The organism is Acidilobus saccharovorans 345-15 (assembly GCF_000144915.1).
GTDB classification, from domain to species: Archaea; Thermoproteota; Thermoprotei_A; order Sulfolobales; family Acidilobaceae; genus Acidilobus; species Acidilobus saccharovorans.
On record NC_014374.1, the window covers coordinates 446,840 to 466,974 of the forward strand.

24 protein-coding genes are annotated in these 20,135 nt (G+C 55.8%); 8 read left to right on the forward strand and 16 right to left on the reverse strand.

Translation table 11 applies throughout. The annotated features are described in order from the left end of the window. Nucleotides 1–37: 37 nt before the first annotated feature. Genes ASAC_RS02260 through map form a run of 3 tightly spaced genes read right to left on the reverse strand, consistent with a single transcriptional unit; the run spans nt 38 to nt 2,405 of the window. On the reverse strand, nt 38–322 hold the full coding sequence (locus ASAC_RS02260) for a hypothetical protein (RefSeq protein WP_013266359.1): 285 nt from the start codon (nt 320–322) through the stop codon (nt 38–40). Then, the gene (locus ASAC_RS02265; protein ID WP_013266360.1) at nt 322–1,434 is read right to left on the reverse strand and encodes a DUF1512 domain-containing protein; all 1,113 of its coding nucleotides are present in this window, start codon (nt 1,432–1,434) and stop codon (nt 322–324) included. The genes ASAC_RS02260 and ASAC_RS02265 overlap by 1 nt, the downstream gene beginning before the upstream one ends. Before the next feature lie 59 nt (nt 1,435–1,493). Beyond that, entirely contained in the window at nt 1,494–2,405 is a 912-nt protein-coding gene (gene map / locus ASAC_RS02270) for a type II methionyl aminopeptidase (RefSeq protein WP_013266361.1), read from the reverse strand. 105 nt (nt 2,406–2,510) lie between these two features. On the opposite strand from map, the gene ASAC_RS02275 reads away from it, so the two are divergent. Beyond that, nucleotides 2,511–3,197, forward strand: coding sequence for a metal-dependent hydrolase (locus ASAC_RS02275; RefSeq protein ID WP_013266362.1), 687 nt, complete (start codon nt 2,511–2,513; stop codon nt 3,195–3,197). A gap of 32 nt (nt 3,198–3,229) precedes the next feature. Continuing rightward, nucleotides 3,230–5,035, forward strand: coding sequence for a ribosome biogenesis/translation initiation ATPase RLI (locus ASAC_RS02280; protein ID WP_013266363.1), 1,806 nt, complete (start codon nt 3,230–3,232; stop codon nt 5,033–5,035). On the opposite strand, the gene ASAC_RS02285 is transcribed toward ASAC_RS02280, so the two are convergent. Together ASAC_RS02285 and hxlB are read right to left on the reverse strand one after the other, a co-directional pair. Then, the gene (locus ASAC_RS02285; protein ID WP_013266364.1) at nt 5,032–5,769 is read right to left on the reverse strand and encodes an RNA methyltransferase; all 738 of its coding nucleotides are present in this window, start codon (nt 5,767–5,769) and stop codon (nt 5,032–5,034) included. The two genes, ASAC_RS02280 and ASAC_RS02285, sit on opposite strands and share 4 nt — an antisense overlap. Nucleotides 5,770–5,772: 3 nt before the next feature. Then, nucleotides 5,773–6,354, reverse strand: coding sequence for a 6-phospho-3-hexuloisomerase (hxlB, locus tag ASAC_RS02290; protein ID WP_048812953.1), 582 nt, complete (start codon nt 6,352–6,354; stop codon nt 5,773–5,775). Nucleotides 6,355–6,684: 330 nt separating this feature from the next. On the opposite strand from hxlB, the gene ASAC_RS02295 reads away from it, so the two are divergent. Together ASAC_RS02295 and ASAC_RS02300 are read left to right on the forward strand one after the other, a co-directional pair. Then, entirely contained in the window at nt 6,685–6,954 is a 270-nt protein-coding gene (locus ASAC_RS02295; RefSeq protein WP_013266366.1) for a hypothetical protein, read from the forward strand. A gap of 35 nt (nt 6,955–6,989) precedes the next feature. Continuing rightward, complete coding sequence (locus tag ASAC_RS02300) at nt 6,990–7,367, forward strand: hypothetical protein (RefSeq protein ID WP_013266367.1); 378 nt, start codon at nt 6,990–6,992, stop codon at nt 7,365–7,367. Between the two features lie 4 nt (nt 7,368–7,371). On the opposite strand, the gene ASAC_RS02305 is transcribed toward ASAC_RS02300, so the two are convergent. From ASAC_RS02305 to ASAC_RS02320, 4 genes are all read right to left on the reverse strand, one after another. Next, complete coding sequence (locus ASAC_RS02305; RefSeq protein WP_148217109.1) at nt 7,372–7,686, reverse strand: hypothetical protein; 315 nt, start codon at nt 7,684–7,686, stop codon at nt 7,372–7,374. Nucleotides 7,687–7,758: 72 nt separating this feature from the next. Next, nucleotides 7,759–8,382: a methyltransferase gene (locus tag ASAC_RS02310; RefSeq protein ID WP_013266369.1), complete on the reverse strand. Its 624-nt coding sequence runs from the start codon at nt 8,380–8,382 to the stop codon at nt 7,759–7,761. After that, nucleotides 8,355–9,107 carry a 16S rRNA (adenine(1518)-N(6)/adenine(1519)-N(6))-dimethyltransferase RsmA gene (gene rsmA / locus ASAC_RS02315; RefSeq protein ID WP_013266370.1) on the reverse strand — a complete coding sequence of 251 codons (753 nt, stop codon included), beginning with the start codon at nt 9,105–9,107 and terminating at the stop codon, nt 8,355–8,357. The genes ASAC_RS02310 and rsmA overlap by 28 nt, the downstream gene beginning before the upstream one ends. Then, nucleotides 9,104–9,988 carry a DUF655 domain-containing protein gene (locus ASAC_RS02320; RefSeq protein WP_013266371.1) on the reverse strand — a complete coding sequence of 295 codons (885 nt, stop codon included), beginning with the start codon at nt 9,986–9,988 and terminating at the stop codon, nt 9,104–9,106. Before ASAC_RS02320 ends, rsmA begins: the two co-directional genes overlap by 4 nt. Nucleotides 9,989–10,128: 140 nt before the next feature. Here ASAC_RS02320 and ASAC_RS02325 point away from each other — a divergent pair, with 140 nt between their 5' ends. Next, entirely contained in the window at nt 10,129–10,491 is a 363-nt protein-coding gene (locus tag ASAC_RS02325) for a hypothetical protein (protein WP_013266372.1), read from the forward strand. Here ASAC_RS02325 and ASAC_RS02330 read toward each other — a convergent pair. From ASAC_RS02330 to aspS, 5 genes are all read right to left on the reverse strand, one after another. Then, a complete protein-coding gene (locus ASAC_RS02330; RefSeq protein WP_013266373.1) occupies nt 10,488–11,633 on the reverse strand; it encodes a glycosyltransferase family 2 protein in 1,146 nt (381 codons plus the stop codon). The genes ASAC_RS02325 and ASAC_RS02330 overlap by 4 nt on opposite strands. A gap of 86 nt (nt 11,634–11,719) precedes the next feature. Beyond that, nucleotides 11,720–12,073, reverse strand: a complete 354-nt coding sequence (locus ASAC_RS02335; RefSeq protein ID WP_013266374.1) for a transcription factor S — start codon at nt 12,071–12,073, stop codon at nt 11,720–11,722. Between the two features lie 83 nt (nt 12,074–12,156). Then, on the reverse strand, nt 12,157–13,218 hold the full coding sequence (locus ASAC_RS02340; protein ID WP_148217110.1) for a phosphoesterase: 1,062 nt from the start codon (nt 13,216–13,218) through the stop codon (nt 12,157–12,159). Nucleotides 13,219–13,311: 93 nt separating this feature from the next. Next, the gene (locus tag ASAC_RS02345) at nt 13,312–13,887 is read right to left on the reverse strand and encodes a DUF429 domain-containing protein (RefSeq protein WP_013266376.1); all 576 of its coding nucleotides are present in this window, start codon (nt 13,885–13,887) and stop codon (nt 13,312–13,314) included. Further along, nucleotides 13,887–15,215, reverse strand: coding sequence for an aspartate--tRNA(Asn) ligase (gene aspS / locus ASAC_RS02350; RefSeq protein ID WP_048812954.1), 1,329 nt, complete (start codon nt 15,213–15,215; stop codon nt 13,887–13,889). The genes ASAC_RS02345 and aspS overlap by 1 nt, the downstream gene beginning before the upstream one ends. Before the next feature lie 113 nt (nt 15,216–15,328). Between aspS and ASAC_RS02355 the strand changes: the two genes are divergently transcribed. Together ASAC_RS02355 and ASAC_RS02360 are read left to right on the forward strand one after the other, a co-directional pair. Further along, the gene (locus ASAC_RS02355; RefSeq protein ID WP_048812955.1) at nt 15,329–16,162 is read left to right on the forward strand and encodes a CoA transferase subunit A; all 834 of its coding nucleotides are present in this window, start codon (nt 15,329–15,331) and stop codon (nt 16,160–16,162) included. After that, complete coding sequence (locus ASAC_RS02360) at nt 16,162–16,908, forward strand: CoA-transferase subunit beta (RefSeq protein ID WP_148217111.1); 747 nt, start codon at nt 16,162–16,164, stop codon at nt 16,906–16,908. The genes ASAC_RS02355 and ASAC_RS02360 overlap by 1 nt, the downstream gene beginning before the upstream one ends. Here the strand turns inward: ASAC_RS02360 and ASAC_RS02365 are convergent. Continuing rightward, nucleotides 16,905–17,696, reverse strand: a complete 792-nt coding sequence (locus ASAC_RS02365) for an aldose 1-epimerase (RefSeq protein WP_013266380.1) — start codon at nt 17,694–17,696, stop codon at nt 16,905–16,907. The two genes, ASAC_RS02360 and ASAC_RS02365, sit on opposite strands and share 4 nt — an antisense overlap. 227 nt (nt 17,697–17,923) lie before the next feature. Between ASAC_RS02365 and ASAC_RS02370 the strand changes: the two genes are divergently transcribed. After that, nucleotides 17,924–19,489, forward strand: a complete 1,566-nt coding sequence (locus tag ASAC_RS02370; RefSeq protein ID WP_013266381.1) for a radical SAM protein — start codon at nt 17,924–17,926, stop codon at nt 19,487–19,489. Here the strand turns inward: ASAC_RS02370 and ASAC_RS02375 are convergent. Then, on the reverse strand, nt 19,467–20,087 hold the full coding sequence (locus ASAC_RS02375) for a trimeric intracellular cation channel family protein (protein WP_013266382.1): 621 nt from the start codon (nt 20,085–20,087) through the stop codon (nt 19,467–19,469). The two genes, ASAC_RS02370 and ASAC_RS02375, sit on opposite strands and share 23 nt — an antisense overlap. Between the last annotated feature and the right edge of the window lie 48 nt (nt 20,088–20,135).

Genomic DNA, 20,135 nt, shown 5'->3' on the forward strand with positions numbered 1-20,135 from the left:
ATACGATTAGGAGCCCTTATTACGCGATCACCGGCGACTAGAGGCCTCCCCGCTTCTTGCTCTCCTCTTTGATTGCGTATATTCCTATGATCCTCCTGGGCGTTCCGTCGGAGCAGGAGCCCGTGACGAGGCCCACGTAGTCACCTTCCCTGAAGTCTCTCGTGCTTGTGGAGCCCCCGCACTGCTCCACGGTGACTATCTTAGGCCTCTTCCTGAGCTCCTGCAACTTCTTTATGTCGTTCATCTGCTTTATTGTCATCACGGTAGTCGCGGCTAGCAGCACTATGAGGAACATCAGCATGTAATATTGCAGGGTGTTCATCACTGGCCCACCCCCGCGGTGTTGCCAACCCCTATTACCACTACCGTGTCGCCCTCCCTGCTCTCGCTCCTGATGATCTGCTTGACCCTCTCCACGGCCTTCTCAACGCCGTTATATATGTCCTGGTTCATGGCAAGTATGGCCTCATCCATGCCCATCTTGACGATCACGGCCCTCAGAGGAATGTTATACTCCGTGGCTACCCTCTCGAACCTTATCTTCTCGGGGCCAGGGTCCCCTATAGCAGCTCCGACGCCCTCGGCGACGTCACCTGTGGCCTCCCCCTCGAACTTCAGCGCCGCGTCGACTGTTATCATGAGCGAGACCTTCCTGCCCTGCGCTATGGCCTCCCTTATCACCTTTTCCGCGGCCTCGCCCGGCCTCCCAACGGTGGACGCGGGCCCCTTGGCCTTGACAAGTATTATGTTGCGCCCCTCGAAGTTGGTCTCTGTGACCACGGTGTCCTCCGTAACCTCCCTCCACTTCGCGTCGGGCCCTGCAAGCCTCAGCGCCACCATGGGGCCGGCGCCGTCGCCTACCGGCACCTTGGTCAGGAAGTCGTCCAGGGCCTTCCTGTAGGTCTGCGCCAGCTGCACTATCTGTGGCATGAATATCTCCAGCTGAAGTATCAGGTACCAGTTCTTGGTCTTCTCGCTGAAGAGCAGGAGGTGCCTCACGTACTTATAGATGAAGTTTAACGCTGAAGTTATCTCAGCAGCCGTGGAGGCTATGCTCCTGGTGACATCGTCGGAGTTAGGCATGGCCTCTATGAACGAGTCCTTAAACCTCATGTCCCTGATGTTAAGCAGGTGCCTCATCCTGCTTATGATGTCCGTGGGCTCAACGGACACAGGGTCTATTGTAAAGAAGTCGGTCAGCCTGTCAAGCAGGGAGGCCGCGTCCTTAGCGTTGTTCTTGTTCATGAAGTCCAAGGTTGCCTTCTTAGCCTCGTCCGCGAGGCCCCCCAGGAGGTTAAGCTTTGACCTTATGTCGGCCCTGTACCAGTAGACCTGAATCCAGTTGCCCAGGCCTGTAAGCCATAGGAATAGGAGCGCTATCCACAGTATGTTGACGCCCACAGTTATCCAAGTGGCCAACGCGTTGGTAGCCATCTTCTTTTCTCTCCGCTTAGCGGAAAACCGCAGAAGCTTTTAAACTATAGCAACTAAGGTCACAGCTTCGTGGCAACTATCACCCCATCGTGGGTTATTACGAAGGTGTGCTCAAACTGCGAGACAGGGGCCCTGGAGGCCTCTATGAGGACTGGGTACTCGACCAGGGCCCTCGCCTTAACGAGCTCTGCAAGTCCGGCCTCTATTTCCTCACGCTTCCACTCCGGGTAGAGCCACCTCTTAGCAAAGGGCAGCGTGCTGTAGTGAGAAAGTATATACTCAAGGAGCTGTCTTGCGGTCTCTGAAATCCTCTGGGGCCTGTTGCCCGTGGCGGAGTATATATATGCCTTGGGTCCGTCAACCACGAGGCCCCTCCCGCTGGTGGCAAAGGGCTCCACCGCGACCTGGGTTCCGGGCCTCAGCCTGTGGTAGAAGAGCGTCCTCTCCGCGTAGTTAGGGACTGAGAGGCCAGCATGAAGGGTATACCTCTCTATGGTGTGGCCTGTCAGGTTCCTCACTGGCTTAAAGCCCATGGACTTTATGACACTCTCTATGGTCTTGCCTATGTCGTAAACCCTTATGTCGGGCTTCATAACTTCAGCCACCTTGTCGAGGGCGCTCTTGGCCGCGAGAGCCAGCTGCTGGAAGGACTCGCTGCCTATGGCTACTGTCACGGCAGTGTCGGAAAGGTACCCGTCAACGGAGGCTCCCACGTCCACCTTTACGACGGCCTTGTCTGGTACCTTGACGTCGTCATCTATGCCGGGCGAATAGTGCGCCGCGACCTCATTAATGGAGAAGTTGCACGGAAACGCGGGCTTCGCCCCCCTCCTGATGATAAGCGACTCTACCTCGTCACAGATCTCCCTTGCGCTTGCGCCGGGCTTCACCAGCGAGGCTCCAAGCTCCCTGGCCTCAGCGCCTATGCGGCCGGCCTCCAGAATCCTAGAGATCTCCTCTTGGCTTATCAAAGGCTAACCCTCACGCTGCGGGGTCCCTGGGAAGGCTATAAGTGGAGACACATAGGTATTTGCTTTTATCCTCCCTAATCCCTGGCAGCGCCAGTGGGACCAGGCATGGGGTACCTAGTCTATTATGGGCACTCCGCATTTGAGGTTAACGTCTCAGGAAAGAAGATACTCATTGATCCATGGGTCACTAACCCCCTCTCGCCGGTGAAGCCAAGCGACATAACAGGGGTGGATTACATAATTTTGACGCATGATCACGACGACCACCTGGGCGACACCTTTGAGATCATGAAGAACAACCCCAAGGCTAAAGTTGTCAGCACTTATGAGATAGCCAACTTCATCGCTGAGAAGATAGGTGACGAGTCAAGGGCGATCGGAGGCAACATGGGTGGCCCTATGGTATTGGAGGGAGGCATAAAGGTGGCCCTGGTGCCCGCTAACCACACGAGCACTCACGGCTCGGCAGTGGGCGCGGTAATAATAACAGGCGAGGGAACCCTTTATCACGCTGGCGACACTGGCATCACAGCTGAGATGAGCCTCATAGGTGAGCTCTACAAGCCCGACATAGCCATGCTGCCCATAGGCGGCCACTTTACGATGGACCACAACGAGGCCGCCAAGGCCGTGGAGCTAATAAGGCCCAAGGTAGCCATACCAATGCACTACGGCACCTTCCCAGTGCTCTACGGTGACCCCCAGGAGTTCGCAAGGATGGTAACGTCAAGAGGGCTGCCGACCAAGGTTGTAGTTCTGAAGCCAGGAGAAAGGTTTGAGTTTAAGTTTTAAGGTTCCAGTCGCCCTTTAGCTAAGGGTCACTTATGACAAGGATAGCTGTAATAGACAGCGACGAGTGCAAGCCTAAGCGATGTAGCTATCAGTGTATTTCGGTGTGCCCCATAAACAAAAGTAAGAAGGACGTAGCTATCGAGGCCGACACCAAGGCCAGGGCAAAGCCGGTAATTCATGAGGACGTCTGCATAGGGTGCGGCCTCTGCGTCAAGGCGTGCCCCTTTGACGCCATAGCTATAGTTAACCTGCCTGAGGAGCTCAGTGAGGAGGCCGTCCACAGGTACGGCGTTAACGGCTTCAAGCTATTCAGGCTGCCAATACCTAAGGACGGGCAGATCATAGGGCTCCTGGGCAAGAACGGCGTCGGCAAGACAACCGCCCTGAAGATACTTGCCGGTGAGCTGATGCCCAACCTTGGCAGGACCGACGTTAAGGAGGTGCCAGCTGAGGAGGTTCTAAGGCATTTCAGGGGCAGCGAGCTGCAGACCTACCTGCAGAAGCTTTATGATGGAAAGCTCACAGTGGCCCACAAGGTCCAGTACATAGACCTTGTGCCCAGGTACCTAAAGGGAACCGTGGGGGAGCTCCTTAAGCGTGCAGATGAGAGGGGGGTCGCCAGGGACCTGGCCCAGGAGGTAGGCCTGGACGCTTTATGGGACAGGGACGTAAGGAACCTTAGCGGCGGCGAGCTGCAGAGGATGGTCATAGTTGCCACTCTGAGCAAAGACGCAAACGTTTACATGTTTGATGAGCCCAGCAGCTACCTTGACATAAGGGAGAGGGTAAGGGTCTCAAGGCTCATAAGGTCTGAGGTGAAGCCAGGCAAGTACTTCCTAGTGGTAGAGCACGACCTTGCTATGTTGGACTACCTGAGCGACAACGTTCACATACTCTACGGCGAGCCTGGGGTCTACGGCATAGTCTCACAGCCCTACGGAGTCAGGGTCGGCATAAACGCTTTCCTTGACGGCTACTTGCAGTCAGAGAACATGAGGATAAGGAGCACGCCAATCATATTCAGCAGATCCGTTCAGGCCGCCCAGCAGGAGGCGGAGTACAAGTACCTTGAGTGGACCCAGGCTAGGGTAAGGCTTGGGGACTTCACGCTTGACGTGATGCCAGGCTATATCAACGGGGGAGAAGTTATAGCTGTGACAGGACCTAACGGAATAGGCAAGACGACCTTCATAAGGTACCTAACGGGCGAGCTCAAGGCTGATGAGGGAGTGCCGTTTTCCTACAGGGAACTCAAGGTGAGCTACAAGCCCCAGTATATAGGACCTGACTTCTTCCCGGAGGGCATGACTGTGGCCGACGTCCTCAGGAGCGTTAACCCGGAGGCCATTACGACCGGCACGTGGCTTTACATAGAGCTCACTGAGAAGCTGGGCCTCCACAGGCTCTTTGACAGGGAGGCAAGGGAGCTGAGCGGAGGGGAGATGCAGAAGCTGGCCATAGCTATGTCCCTGAGCAGGGAGGCGGACCTCTACCTGCTTGACGAGCCCTCAGCACACCTTGACGTGGAGGAGAGGCTCGCGGTTGGCAAGATAATAAGGAGGCTAACCGAGACGAGGAAGGCTGCGGCCTTCGTGGCAGAGCACGACATAATGATGATAGCCATGATAAGCAATAGGGCTATGGTGTTCAGCGGCACCCCGGGAGTCCATGGAATAGCGTCCTCGCCAGCGCCGCTAAGGGCCAGCATGAATGAGCTGCTCTCGCAGCTGGGCATAACTATGAGGCAGGAGAAGGAGAGCGGCAGGCCAAGGATAAACAAGGAGGGCTCCTACCTGGACAGGCTTCAGAAGGCCAGGAAGGTCTACTTCGAGGTCTAGGCCTCCTCGCAGGGACCCCCGCAGAGCTCCTCCAGCTTCCTCCTTGCCATGTCCCTGCAGCCGAGCGACGAGCAGGCCTTGCTGAGCAGGTTCAGGAGGTGCCTCGCCTCAGCCGCTGTGGCCTTTGAGAGCAGCCTCCTAACCGAGAGGCCTGGGTCGTCCTCGCTGCTGCCAACTGCCGCTGCCAGTGATCTTGCGTAGGCCTCAGCAAGCGCAATGGTCTTCCTGCTCGGGGGCTCGTACTCAGGTGACTTCCTCCTGGCCTTGTAAATCTCATAAAGGAGTACGGCGGTGGCGTTGGACACGTTAAGTGCGGTGTACTTTGGCGATGCAGGTATTGTGCAGAGGAGGTCGCACTGGGCCAGCTCATCCCTTGTGAGGCCGACGCTCTCCCTCCCAACAACTAGGGCCACGGTGCCCTTCCTGGCGATCATCAGCTCAGCCGCCTGCTCTGGCGAGACGGGTGACCTCAACAGGTCCCTGGCGGAGCTCTCGTCGGAGGTGCACACGCTCAGCTCGACATCCCTCAGGGCCTCCTTAAGGCTTCCCACGACGGTTGCTTTCCAGGCCATGTCTGAAGCCTTGGCGGCCCACCTGAGGGACTCCGCGACGCTGGCGGTGGGGGACACCAGGTAAAGCTCGTCTACCTCAAAGTTCTCCGAGAGCCTGAAGATGTAGCCCAGGTTCACGGGCCCCTCTATGCCCACGGCCACTAGCCTGAGCCTCAAGGCCATCACTTAGAACTCGACGTTCGCGTGTCTGCTCCTCATCTCATCCTCGCTCACGTTAAGCTTTATCATGAGGTAGTAGACGACGCCGTCAAGGAACAGCATGGCCGTGTCCTCAAATAGCGTGCCCAGAGGGGCCAAGGGCTCGTGAAGTCCAAGTATCTGCCTCGCAAAGTAGTCATCCATCTTGCTTATCTTGGACCTCCCAGGTATCCTGACGACCAGGTCAGCTATGCTCCCTAGTGGGCTCTCCGGAAAAGTGGTTATTGCTATTACATAGGCGCCCACCTTCTTGGCGGCGTCAGCGGCGTCAACTATTAGGCCAGTTCTGCCGGAGCCTGAGATTGCTATGGCAACGTCGCCCTTGGATATGCTGGGCACTATGGTCTCGCCGAGCACGTATGAGTTAAAGCCGAGGTGGAGGAGCCTCATGGCAAAGGCCTTGCCTACAAGGCCGCTGCGGCCGGCGCCCATCACTAAAGCTTTGCCTTTCCTGCGGTAGACGTCGGTCAACATGTCGACCATCTTGTCGACCTCACTGACATCTATTACTTCAGCAGCTCTAATCGCGAACTCGGAGATCTCCTTCATAGCCTTTATGGCAGGGTGCTCGGAGCTCAAATGTAGCCCTCTCAAACAAGAGTACCCCTAACTTTAAGTTTTTCATGAAAATGTTAAGCTGCAGTCCAGCGATTCTGCCGTTAAGTAAAGCAACCTAGAATTTCTAAAAAATAAAATATTTTACTTTAGCGGAAGTGTTTTCACCCCTGAAGTTCCATAGGTCTACGTGGCCCCGCCGGTCTCACGTTGCCTGAGATCCCATAAGGGAGATGAAGATGATGGGCAAACGGTTAGGCGGGGCACACGCGTTATAATCCTTAATTTTTAAGGGCCGCCCTGGCCTCAGTTATGGGGACGCTCTTGAAGAAGGACAGGGAAGACTCTCCAGAGCCTCCGAGGGGAGTCATAGAGGTCGAGGGCCTTGCCATGAACGGCCTCCTGAAGAGCTTCAGCGTTGAGGACTGCGGCAAGCCAAAGGGGTACCAGAGGATAGTGGCAGAGACCATAGATGGCAGGGTAATTAAAACTGGGTGCCTCGAGCCTGACGCCGCCAGGAGGGAAGTCATGGTAATGAACTTATACCTCAGGCAGTGGAGTAAGTTTATTGTAAGGCAGGACTCAGGCCGGTGATGTAAGGTATTACCGCTGATCGGAAGTGACGAGACTTGTCCCCCACTGAGGCCGAGGGGTTCTGTAAAGGGGTTTCTAGACCTGAGTCGCAGCTCGTTGAGAGGCTCCTTAGGTCCCTGTCGTCTGGGCCGAGGGCGTTCATCGTAGATAAGAAGCTCGACGACTACCAGTCACTCTTAAAGATAATAAACGTAAGCGGCGCAGGAAGACTCCTTCAGGTAAGCGACCTGGGCAACCTGGTGGTCATCTATATAGATAGGCAGAGGCTTGAGAAAGCGTGCTCCTATGAGGAGTGCGGCGCCAAGAGCGACCCTGTGGAGAGGAACCTGTGCGCAAAGGAGTGCGGCGCCCGGAGGATCAGCGAGGTATTTCATGCCATAGTTAGGGATCTTTGCGAGGTCCTTTCCTCCTGAGCCCTTACTTAGGTTCCTTCTTAGAAAGCCTCTCCAGGCACCTGGATATCTGTTCATCCACAATAATAGCCGATGCCATAAAGCCCTTGTTCAGATCAGCCAGCGATTCAGGAGCTGCGGCGTAGAAGTCCCTTATGAGCCTCGCAATGGCAGCCCTTACCAGCGAGCTCTTGCTGACGTGGCAGATCTCGGCTATGGCGTTTATTGCTATAGACTCGGGCAGCGATATCTTAGCGCTTATAGTTATAATCTTTGAGACGTTTATGTCGTCAAGTGATATTATCTCAGCGCCCTGCGTTTCGGAGTACACGCTCTGCATAGCGTAAAGCCCCACAGGTTAATAACCTGTACTAATTATTATCCTATTCCTGTCGAAAGAGGGGAAATACCCTTATTTTTTAACGCTAAACCGATTCCATAGTTCAACGCGAAGCTCCTCCATAAAGAACCTTCGGCTAGCCAAGACTTCATCCATGTGAAGCCCCTCGTTCCTAAGACAGCTGTCTACATTAAACGAGGACAATGACGACCTTACTATAAGCACCTCGTTGCCGGCCTCAGCGGCATCCCTGCACAGCCTTTCATGGTTTGCGCCCTCGCTCCACGCCATGAACTCCCAGAAGTCGCACTCATCATGAGGAATATCGCTCGAGGGCAGGTATGGAGGGTTAAGTATTATCAGATCCCATCCACCGCTGAGGCACCTGGCACCATCGCATTGTATAACTGCCGCGTCAGGGCCTAGCGTTGCCCTGGCGCACTCAACAGCGTAGGGAGAGATGTCAACAGCGACAAGCCTTCTAGGGCGGAAAAGGAGCAAAGACGCCAACGCCAGCACGCCAGAACCCGTGCCAAGGTCAAGCACGGCCTCGTAGGTCCTTCCCATCTCCTTGAGTTTTACCATAGCGTCTATCGCTAACAGAGAGTCGTCGCTAGGCTCGTAAACACACCTGGACAAGGCCACTCTAAGCCTTCCAGCCGCAGTAGTTATATCTGCCCACCTAAGCTCAGCCACTTGGCAACACCGATCAGCTGTTCTGGAGCTAGGTCCCTGACTCTGGTGCTTGAGGGAAGGCTCTTGAAGTCCTCTGGCACGCTGCCCAGGCAACGGAGAGCGGCCTTCGTAACCAGCTTGTTCCTGTAAGAGAACAGGCACCTGGTGACCTTCTCTAAGGCCTCACCGGTGGGGTCCCACCTTCTTATCCTTACCATCCGCACCACGGCGGCGTCAACTTTAGGCCTTGGCTTAAACCACGACGACGGCATTACCCCTATAATTTGCGTCCTGAAGTAGGCCTGGGAGATCACTGACAGCCTGCCGTATAGCTCACTTCCAGGGCGCGCCGTGACTCTCTTAGCGACCTCAAGCTGTAGTCCAAGAACCATGAGTTCCAGGTTGTTGTTTCTGGCAGCGTTGGTTATTATGGAGCTGCTGAGGTAAAATGGGGTGTTCGAGACCAGCACTGGTGACCTAGCTATGAGCGCGTACCTAGCTCCGTCACCGACTACCACAGAGACATTATAAGGGACCCTAGCCACGAGCCTAGCTGCAAGCTCCCTATCAAACTCCACCGCCAGGACTCTCCTGGCCACATTAGCTATTGATACAGTCAGCTGGCCCTCGCCGGGGCCCACCTCTAATACATCAAGTCCTTCAAAGCCGCTGAGGCCTTCAAGGAAGAGGCTTACCCCATCCTTGTTGACAAGGAACCTCTGGCCAAGGTCCCTCGGGTACCTCATTTACGGCCCTCTTTGCGAGCTCCTTCAAGGACCGAGAGGTAATCCAGGAAGGGCACCCCGCTGGCAGAGGGCATCACAAATAGGTTGTATTTCGAACGACCCTCGAGCTCCTCAAGAACCTTGTCGGTGAGCACTTCAACAGGGTCGTCCTTTATTAGCTTGCGTATTTCATCAAAGGACTCAAAGGGCTTCTTGGTCCTGGCGTCCAGAATGGCCATCAGGGTCTTCTTGCCCACTCCCCTGAGGAGCTCTATGGAGTGAAGCCTTATGTTTATGGGCTCAGCCTTATTGAAGAACTCTATGAAAACCCTCTCGTTGGCCTTTATTATGAACTTTACAGCCTCCCTCAGGTTCCTCTTGGCTATCTCCGTTAGGCTTTCATATGTGAGGGGAGTCCTTGGGGCAGCTATGGCCTTAGGGGGCAGCCCCATGTTGGTGAGCGTCCTGGAGAACTCAGCGGGGGAATTAACTATCTCAAGCTCATCGCCAGCCATAACTTTAAGGAGGTCAAGTAGCCTCTGCTCAACCTTAGCTGTTGGCAGGCAGACCCTCTTAGAGTCGCCGGTGCTAATGCAGGCCATAGGTATGCTCACCTTTCTTGTGTGCCTTCCAACAGGGTCTAGGGGCTCCTCCACAGTCTCAAGGACCTCCTTGGTCACTGCGACCTCCTCGAGGGGCTCCACAGGCTGAAGTGGAATGCCGTCAAGCAGGGTGAACCTGCTCTCGCCGATTGCCTGGGCCACCGGCTTCTCCCTGTGCCACCTGTGCGGGTCCAGGTAGTAGCCGGCCTCCATGTAGTCCAAGATTACAGCTTTCCGCTCTATTTGGGACACCTCTGCCTGTTGCTCTCCTCTCCTCGGGGGCCCCCTCGGCGCTGCCATTATGTTACCTACCTAACTATTATCTGGTTGCGAAGCCTTTATATTGCTATAAAACGTCTACTCAGAGCTAAGGTGCCTACGCCCTGACCTCTCGGTAACACACTTTAAGCCTCCCGAGGCACGTTTCCCAGGGAAGTTACATGAGCGAGGAGGGCGGCAAAGGAAGGAGGAGGATGGATCTCCCAAAGAGACGCGAGGACCTGGAAAGGATATCTGAAGAAGTTGAGGCCAGGGAGCACTCGGAGATGGAAGAGGAGCATCACCACCATCATCATGAGGAGGAAGTGGAGGACGTCGTCTCTGTCCTTGAGCTTCTGGTGGACTCGCTGAACGCGAACTACAAGAGCCTGGAGTCCACGGTTAACATTCACTCTGATGAGATAATAAGGATATACAAGATATTGGCCAAGATAGTGGAGGCGTGCGGGGAAACGGATCCCTCAGCCCGGGAGAAGAGCCTTAAGGAGGCAGTAGAGCTCCTTCAGCCTCCAGTTAAGGCCTAGATTGACTTATCTATTACTACGAAGTCCCTGCTCCTCAGCTTTAGGATGCCATATATGAACCCAAAGCCTTCGAGCATCCAGAAGGCTGGTACTGCCAGGAGATACCTAAGCTTGCCGGCCCTCCTGACCCCATAGATGTATACGAACCAGTAGGCTGCGCTGGTGGGCGCCGCCAGCAGTAGCAGGAGAAGGGAGTGGGTCAGGGGCACAAGGACCCACAGGCCTACGATGCCCACGGTCCTCAGGAACGACTTAATGAAGGTCATCAGCTTCATAGAGTTTGGCACTCTCTTCCAGCTCTCAAGTATTCCCGCGTGCCACCTGCTCCTCTGCCTAATGAAGTCCTTCACCGAGTTGGGGCTGAGTATGCTCACCCTGGTCCTGCTCTGCCACGTGTGACCCCTAAGCCTCAGGACCTCGGCGGCGAACATGTAGTCCTCCACCCTGCTGGGCACGTTGAAGGCGTTACTCTTCAACAGGAAGGAGCCCTTTACTCCCAGCAGTTCGCCGTGGAGGCCCACGTAGGGCCTCTTTACGAGTCCTGTGAAGAGCCTGAAGAAGGAGATGTCGTCAAGGAACCTTGTGAAGTCCATTATAAATGTCAGGTAGGACCTCCCCCTGCGGGGCATGAGGATGGGGTTAAAGGCCACGAAGCCTCTCCTCTCGTAGTAAGGTATCTCGTAGAGGAAGCTGTCGTCAAGGACAAGGTTATCATCATCAAGAAAGACATACCACATGTCAGGCCTTACGTAGTTTTCCACAAAGTACCTCAGGGCCCTTCCCTTGCCGAACAGGTCCCTTCTGTAATCCTTAGGTACGACGACCACCTTGATCCAGTTCAGGCTCTTCAGGTAGCCCTCTAGAGGCGCGCCCTCATCAATCACTACATATATTGGAATGTTCAGGAACCTGTTGTGGTTCAGGGACATTATGAGCGAGTCCCTGACCTTCTCATCAGCTACGGAAGGTATCACTAGGGCCACGTTATTGGCCTTTGTTGGACTCCTCTTCGCGGAGTACGCGGTGAGGGCTATGAGAAGCACTATGAGGTAAACGCTCAGCATGCCCCAGTCGACCGCAATTGCGTACTTGACGTAGGGCTCTGACTGAGGTATTTGAAGCGATGAAACTATTTCCTGCACCGTGTCCGTGGCGAAGGCACCTGTAGAAGATGTTAAGGGGTGAAATATATTAACCTAAGCAGCTGCTCGGCAGGGTCACTTATGGCTTAGGCGTACTCACGCCACGTGTAGCCGCACTTGGTGCACCTGTAGAACCTGGTAGGCGGCTCATCCGCGGCCCTGGTCTGCATCATCCACGCCAGCACTTCGTCGTTGCCGCACCTAGGGCACCTGACGCTGCCCTTAAGCACCTGAGCCGTGGGCGGCGGCGCGTTTGCATCGACTACTATTATTCTCTCCTTAGGCGTGTGGGCAACCCTCTCAGTGAAGCTGAGCGGGGTGGCAACGCGCGCCTTGCTGGGCACCTCTTCCTCATAGCCGCACTTGGGGCAAACGAACACTAACTTGCCGTTGATGGACTTCGGCCTCATTAGCGTGCCGCACCTTGGACAGAACTTCATCTGCTGTGCCATGCTTCCTGCCCCGTCAGCCTCTGGCAGAGGTATAAATTACAAGTTAAATAGGTTAACACAGCCCTTGGCGGTTACTGGCCGCTGAACCTGAAAGCTGCCAGCGAGGCCTTTCTAATGGCGTCCTCGAGCTCCTTGTCACTGATGCCCTTCCTCACCCTTCCAGACGCTATGTTCTCATGGCCTCCCAGGTCCTCTATTACGCCCTGCTTGAAGAGCTCCTCGGCTATCCTCATGGCCTCCCCGTGGCCACTCCTTATTATTAGGAGCTCCGTGTCGTCGCTCTTTGAAACAAGGAGGGCCACGGTGCCCCTGGTGATCTTATAAAGGGCTGAAGCTAACGCCGAGGCCCCGCTCTTGTTCCACTTGCCCCTGGCATCGACCAGCTTCAGGAAGCCCACGGCCTTAGCTGTCATGGCCAGCCCCGTGGCCACCTCCTTTATTTCCTTGTCGCTCCTCTCGGAGACCTCAAGGCCCTTTGACACTAGGTTCTCATAATCCCTGGCTGACGGCACTACTGAGACCTCAAAGGGCAACACGCTCGAGGCCCACTGTACGTACTTTCTCCAGAGCTCAGGGTCCTTGGACTGGTTTATTGCCTTAGATATGGAGGCCGCCAGCTTTACCATGCCTTCAGTTGCGCTTCTGTTGTTTCTGCTCAGCCAGCCGCCCCCCTCAAGCACGGCCGCGCTCGACACGAGGTCCTTAAGCCTTGGAGTCAGCTTGACGCCAATGGACTCCAGGAAGACCTTTACTAGCACCGAGGTGGGCGAGAGCCCTATGAATGTAACGGCCGAGTACTTGCCCTCTATGTACGTGCTCTTCTCTATGGTTATCTTGTGATGGTCAAAGTAGTAGATCTTAGGCCTGCAGCCGCTTGCCGTCAGCTGATCTAAGGACGCCTCTACCTCCTGAGTGAACGGTATGTCCAATATTATAACGTAGTCCCAGCAGCCTCCCTTAAAGGCCTCAGACATGGTCCTTGGGCTCGCGGGCCGGAGCTCTGTCGGACACTTATTACCCTTTATGGGAAAGGCCTTTGCAACCTCGTTGGCATAGACCATCTCAGCTGATGCGATGATTCCGTCTGCGTCCCAGTCGCCAACTATCAGTATCTTAGGGCATTGTTCGCTCATTGCGGCTCTAAAACCTCCTGCCCCGGCGGAGCCCCAGTTCACTTTACATGTCCAGCAATGAAAAGCGTTTTTAATTGTTATCGCTTTAAAGAGTTAAAGCTTAGGCCTTACAGCATCGCACGTTCCTTTGCAGAGCCCCTCAGGCAACAGGACTAGCTCCCCCTCAAGTCCTTTGAAGCTATAGTAGGTCTGAGCCGAGTAGCACATAGCAACAAGGGCCGCCACCGCGGCGTCCACCTCGTGCCTGTTAGACATGGATCCCGGAAGCGCCTCAAGGTCAAGGCTTCTTATAACGTCACGCACATCAGCGCAGCCGCTTGACTTAACCGCGCTGGCGGGGTGGGTCTCTATAACTTTAATACCAAGACTAGATAAGGTATGGGCTATTCTCATGCCCCTGATGGCAAGCAACCTCATAGATCGCATCGTTAAGGGGAGCAGCCTAAAGCCCTTTGACATGGCTGCCAGCTCAAAGTCCCTAAAGGGTCCTTTTCCAAGGCTAAGCGGCGAGTCCAGGGCCACAACTTCGGGGGACGCCGTCACTACTAAGTTCAAAATCTCCTCATCGGTGTGAACGCTTTTAGTGGAGATGCTTCGGCCCCTCACAACGGCCAGCCCCGTTACCCCTTTCGGGCTGGCCGCCAAGTCTATGCCAACAAAGGACGGCATCAGGGCGTTAGCCTCTCTGGGTCCCTTGGGAGCAGCCTGGCCTCCCTCACGTTATCAAGGTTAAGGAACTGTTTAACTATCCTCTCCAGCCCAAGGCCCGCCCCGCCGTGCGGAGGCGCCCCGTACTTGAAGAAGTTCAAGTAGAACTGGAACCTCTCAGGGTTCAAGCCCTTGTCCCTGAGGTTCGCGAGCAGCTGGTCATACCTGTGCTCCCTCTGGCTGCCGGTGGCTATCTCAAGGCCCCTGAAGAGGAGGTCGAAGCCCAGCGTCCACTCCGGCTCCTGGGGCTTCCTCATCGTGTAGAAGGGCCTGACCTTCCACGGGTACTCGGTGACGAAGATGAAGTCGCTGTCGTACTCCTTAAGGGCATAGTCGCCGAGCTCGCGCTCCGCCTGGGGGTCAAGGTCCTCCATGTAGGGCAGCTGGTGGTTGTACCTCTCTTTGAGGACCTCGTACGCCTCCCTTATGGTTATACGGGGTACCTTGGACGGCACCCTGAGCGCCAGGTCGAAGTAGTTGCGGACAGTCTCAATGGAGTCGTCAATCTCGGCCTCCTTAGCGAGGTACCTGAAGAAGGACTCAAGCATGTTCATTACATCCTCCGGCCCCTCTATGAAGCCCATCTCTATGTCAAGCCCGTGAAACTCCGTTAAGTGCTTCACGGTGTGGTGGGCCTCGGCCCTGAAGACGGGGCCCACCTCGAAGACCCTCTCAAGGCCTGCTATGACCGCCATCTGCTTATAGAACTGGGGGCTCTGGGCCAGGTAAGCCTCCCTGCCAAAGTATATCACAGGGAAGACCTCGGCTCCGCCCTCGGTGCCGGCAGCCACTATCTTAGGCGTGAACACCTCGACGAAGCCGTTCTGCCTGAAGAACTCCCTGAACTTGTTGGCGACCCATGATTCAAACTGGAAGATGGCCGACACCTTAAGGTTCCTGACGTCAAGCCACCTGTAGTCAAGCCTCACGTTGAGCTGGGCCTCGGTGCTCGTGGCCGGTTCAAGGGGTATGGGCTCCACAGGCTTTGAGAGGACCTGAATGCCTGAGGCCTGAAGCTCGTACTTCAGCTTGCTCTTGCTTTCAACAAGGGTGCCCTCAAAGCAGGCCACGGTTTCCTTGACAAGCTCCTTAGAGGTTTCTATGGCAGTCTCGGGGGTCACGCCTTTCTTTATAACGACCTGAAGGACGCCGCTCCTGTCCCTGAGCAGCACAAACCTGACGCCGCCCAGGTCCCTTATGTTGTCGACCCAGCCGCACACTCTGATTTTCTGGCCTAGTAGGCTGTTAGCCCTGTCGTATACCTGGGAAATGAAGCTGTCCTTTAGCACGCTGGCCCCCGCGTCGCACGCCGGTGAGCATATTTTTAAGCTTGATAGGGACCATACGTTCTGCATTTTAAGGTTAAAAATGTGGAGCTATTAACAAAATATCTGTGGGGCTTATGCCATCAGTAAAGCTTACCAGCCTAAGTGAGGCAGCTGGCCTAGTGAGAGACAACGATGAGGTTACTATAAGCGGCATGACGTTCTTTAGAAACCCAATGGCATTAATATCCGCAATAATAAGGGCTGGCGTAAAGAACCTCTCGTTCGTTGACAGGGAGCCAGGTCTTGGCCTCGACATTATGGTAGCCTCAGGCGCTGTTAACAGGGTTAGGGCCGCTATGGCAACTTTTGAGCATTACGGCCTGGCGCCTACTGTGAGGAGAAAAGCTGAGGAGGGCGCCATAAGCTACCTGGAAGACACCTGCGGGGCTGTAATAGCCGGCCTCAGGGCCGGCGCTCAGGGAGTCCCATTCATGCCCACAAGGGGCGTCGTGGGCTCTGACCTGCTCAAAATACATGAAGCAGCTGGCACGTGGAAGGTCATAGAGGACCCATTTACTGGGGAGAAGCTAGTCGCGGTAAGGTCCATAGAGCCCGACGTCGCGTTGATTCACGTTCACGTGAGTGACGAGTACGGCAATGCGATGATAATGGGACCGCGGTTTGAGGACGAGCTGAAGATAAGGGCTGCCAAGATGGTTATACTATCTGCTGAGAAGGTGGTCGGCAGCGAGGAGCTTAGAAAGCTGACCAGGGACCTGGGCCTGACGCTCTCAGCGACCTCGCTGTACGTCTCAGCCGTGGTCAGGGCCCCTGAGGGTGCGTGGCCCACGGGAGTCTATGGGCTCTACGAGCCTGATTACGGAGCCATAGAGGCCTACTACAAGGCTGCCAAACAGGGGTTAGCAGCGAATTGGATCAGGGACAACCTGTTGAGGAGGTGGCAATGATGTCGAGTAGGCCGACGGACCTTATGATAAAATGTATGGCGAGCTTTATACGTGATGGCGACTACGTATATCACGGCCTGGACAGCATACTTCCAGCTCTTGCCATGGTATATGCTGCCAGGTACCTTAAGAGGGACTTCGTATGGCACAGCGTAGGCGAGTCTTTCATGCCTGACCCCGCGAGGGTTGCGGTGAGGCCTTCCACCGGCGACCCCTCCATGGAGCCCGACCCAGTGGGGTTCTTCACCACTATAGACTCCTTTGACATAGCTGCCAAGGGTAGGATGGACCTGATGTTCTTTGGCGCGGCCCAGGTGGACGAGAGCGGGAACATAAACTTGACGGCCATAGGCAGCTACGAGAGGCCCAAGGTGAAGCTCCCAGGGGGCGCGGCGGCCGCGTATTTGTTCCCACTGGTGAGGAAAATAGTCGTGTGGGCAAGGCATGAGCCCAGGGTGCTGGTTCATAGGGTTGACTTCGTCACGGGGAGCGGCGAGGAGAGGCTCAGGAGAGGGCTGCCGCTTTACCTGTGCACTAACAGGGCCCTCATAGAGTTCACCCGAGAGGGGCCCGTGCTCAGGTCCCTGTTGTATGGCTTCACTGTGGACGACGTCCTGAAGTCCGCATCAATGAGAATAGCAGTGCCTGACAGGGTCGGTGTGATACCCCCTCTCAGCGAGGAGGAGCTGAGGGTCATCTCAGAGGCGGACCGCGGCGGGCTAAGGTATGAGGAGGGCTACGGCTAACCGTAGTATGCTTTGAAGCCGACTCTAACCGATTGTGAGGGCTCAATGATGGCGAGGCCCATGCGATTATGGTAGGCGTCAGGGGCCCCACTCATGGGCTCTATGGCCACGGAGCCCTTAATTCCAGTGTATATCTGGAAATACTTCATACTGTCGCTTACTACCCTGACGGCCTCCCTACCATTGACTATGAGCTTGACTAGGCCTGAGGGAACGAGGAAGCAGTCATCATACTCTCCGTCATCGCCAAACTCGTAATAGTAGAGCTTCCCCGTTGGTATCTTATCAACGGCCTCGCACCTGAAGGCCTCCGCCTCTACCCTCCACGGCAGGCTGCCGACGGCGAAGTAGGGGTGCCAACCCACGACTAAGGGCGCCCTCCTGGGTCCTAGGTTCCTGATCACGGCCTCGGCCGTCAGGAGGCCCTCGCTAATGGAATACGTGACCTGTACGTTGAGCTGTGAGGGGTAGCCTGGGTGAGAGAGCACAGTCTCAAGCGTCACGGAGTCCGCAGATGAGTTGACAACCTTGAACTCCCTGTCGAGAAGCAGGCCATGAATGGCGTTTCCTTCGCTGTTGCGGGGCAGGCTGTATATAATTCCGTCAAAGACGTAAGTTGCGCCCTTGACCCTATTGGCGAACGGCGCAAGGAAGGCCATGCCTGCCTTTGTTGGTGTGGAGGGATCTCCCTCCGTTATTACAGCCCTCCCACGGTGCCTGAGAGCTGCCAGGTAGGCGCCTTTTTCATGTATGACTGCCTCGTCACCGCCGCTCTGAAGCCTTATCAACGACTTTCACCCAGAGAAGGCAGTTAAAACAGATTATTTTAAGGCTAAGAATGATAGTCTGGTGGGCTAAGTGTAAATAAGGCCCTGGGTCCCCGTTAAGGGTGGCGGATGAGGAGAACTTACCCGACTTAGCGGTGCTGAGGGGCTCAGGGTTCCCGACGCCGTAGGTTTTAACTAAAAGCCTTCAAAAGGTTCGGCTTTTGCGCAGGCAGAGAGGCCAGCGAGTCGTGAGGCCGAGGAAACTGCTGATAGTAGATGGTTACAACGACGAGCCAGGAGGCCTGGGAGTGCCTCCATACATAGACGTGTATGCCAGATACATAGCTGGGGCCGTGTTTGACGTCGATAAGGCTGCCAAGGTTCACTATATAACAATTGATGAGCTGAGGCAGAGGCCCAACCCGGCTCAGCTGCTGAGGCTTTATGAGGCCATAATATTCATAGCCGGCGTTGTAGTTCCAGGAAAGTACATAGGCGGTAGGCCTGCAACGGCCGAGGAGCTGACCTCCATAGCCTCGTCGCTTGAGGGCCCGCTCAAGGTCCTGGTGGGCCCAGCCGCGAGGTGGGGCATGGGGCCCGAGGGCGGCTCAGCGGGCTACCCTCCCTCGTTCTTTAAGGCTCACGGCTTTGACGTTCTCGTCACGGGCGACCCGGAGGAGTACGTCTACGACCTTGTTAAGTACGGTGAGGAGGCCGCGTCGCCGAGGGCTATCAGGGAGGACTATAGCAAGGTTAACAGGTTCGCGGTCCTCGGCGCTAGCATAGTAAGGTTTCACCCCAACTTCGGCAAGAACCTCATAGCAGAGATAGAGACCTACAGGGGCTGCGCCAGGTGGGTCAGCGGCGGCTGCTCCTTCTGCGTTGAGCCCCTCAGGGGCAGGCCAATAGCCAGGGACCCCATGGCAATAGTTAAGGAGATAAGAGCGCTTTACGAGGTTGGCGTCAGGAACTTCAGGCTGGGGAGGCAGGCAGACATACTGGTCTACAACTCAAGCCAGCTGGGCTCTGAGGAGTGGCCGAGGCCCTCGCCGCAGGAGCTCGAGAGGCTCTTTCATGGTATTCATACGGAGGCCCCTAACCTTGAGGTACTTCACATAGACAACGTTAACCCGGGCACCATAGCCAGGTACCCGGAGGAGTCGACTGAGGCCCTCAAGGTAATAGTTAAGTACCACACGCCTGGGGACGTGGCGGCCCTGGGCGTCGAGAGCGTTGATCCTCAGGTAGTTAAGATCAATAACTTAAAGGTGACCGCTGATGAGGCCTTGAAGGCCATAGAGATAATAAACAAGGTAGGGGCCTCAAGGGGTTACAACGGGCTTCCTGAGCTGCTTCCAGGAATAAACTTCATCCTGGGCCTGCCCGGCGAGAGGAGGGAGAGCTACAGGCTTAACAGGGAGTTCCTCGAGGAGATCCTGAGAAGGAAGCTGCTCGTCAGGAGGGTCAACGTGAGGAAGATACTCGCGCTGCCCACCACGAGGGTCTACAACATGAGGTGGGGGATAAGCAGAAAGCTTGAGGCCGAGGCCAAGTCCTTCACTTACTTCGTGAGGCACGTCTTTGACAGGACGGAGCTGTCCTGGGTAGCGCCGAAGGGCACCATCATGAAGAGCCTCTGGGTCGAGGAGTGCGAGCTGGGCTACTGCTACGCAAGGCAGGTTGGCAGCTACCCGCTCATGGTTATGATAAGGGGAAGCTACCCGAGGCTACAGTACATAGATGCTGTCAGGGTTGAGGGGGTTCACTCAGCGAGGGCCGTGGAGGGAAGCGTCATACAGCCTGAGCCTGGTTAGCCCTGGGAAGCTCAAGGCCGAGCTCGTAGGAGACAAGCCTTAAGGCCAGCACGGTCACAAGCCCAAAGGCCGAGGCATATACCTTGGAGAGCTCCTGCGCAAGGTAGTAGACAACGCCTCCAGCGGCAGCGGCGGTGGCGTAGATCTCCCTCCTGAGCACCATAGGGATCTCCCCTACCAGCACGTCCCTGAGCGCTCCACCGCCCGTGCCCACCAAGGTCGCAATTATGGCAACGGCCACTACGTTCAACCCCCTTGAGGTGGCCAAGTAGGCTCCAAAGACGGCAAAGTCCGCGAGGCCTATTGCGTCGGCGACGAAGAGGGCCTTTGCAGTTGAGGGCCTCTGCAACGCCCTCCAGAAGTAGAAGACGCCTATGGAGACCGCTATCGACATTAACAGGTCGAGGGGGTCCTTAAGCACGAGCGGAGGCACCATGCCTAGGAGGACCTCGGCTATTATTCCGCCAGCATAACTGGTTACGAGCCCAAGCACCGCGACGCCAAATATGTCCAGGCCCTTCCTGACGCCCTTAAGGGCGCCAGAGGCTGAGAAGCTCACTATGCCTATATAGTTAAGCAGCCCGAGCAGCGAGACCATACTGCGTCACCTTTAAAAGCGCAGAGGGCGCGCTTTTCAGATCTACTT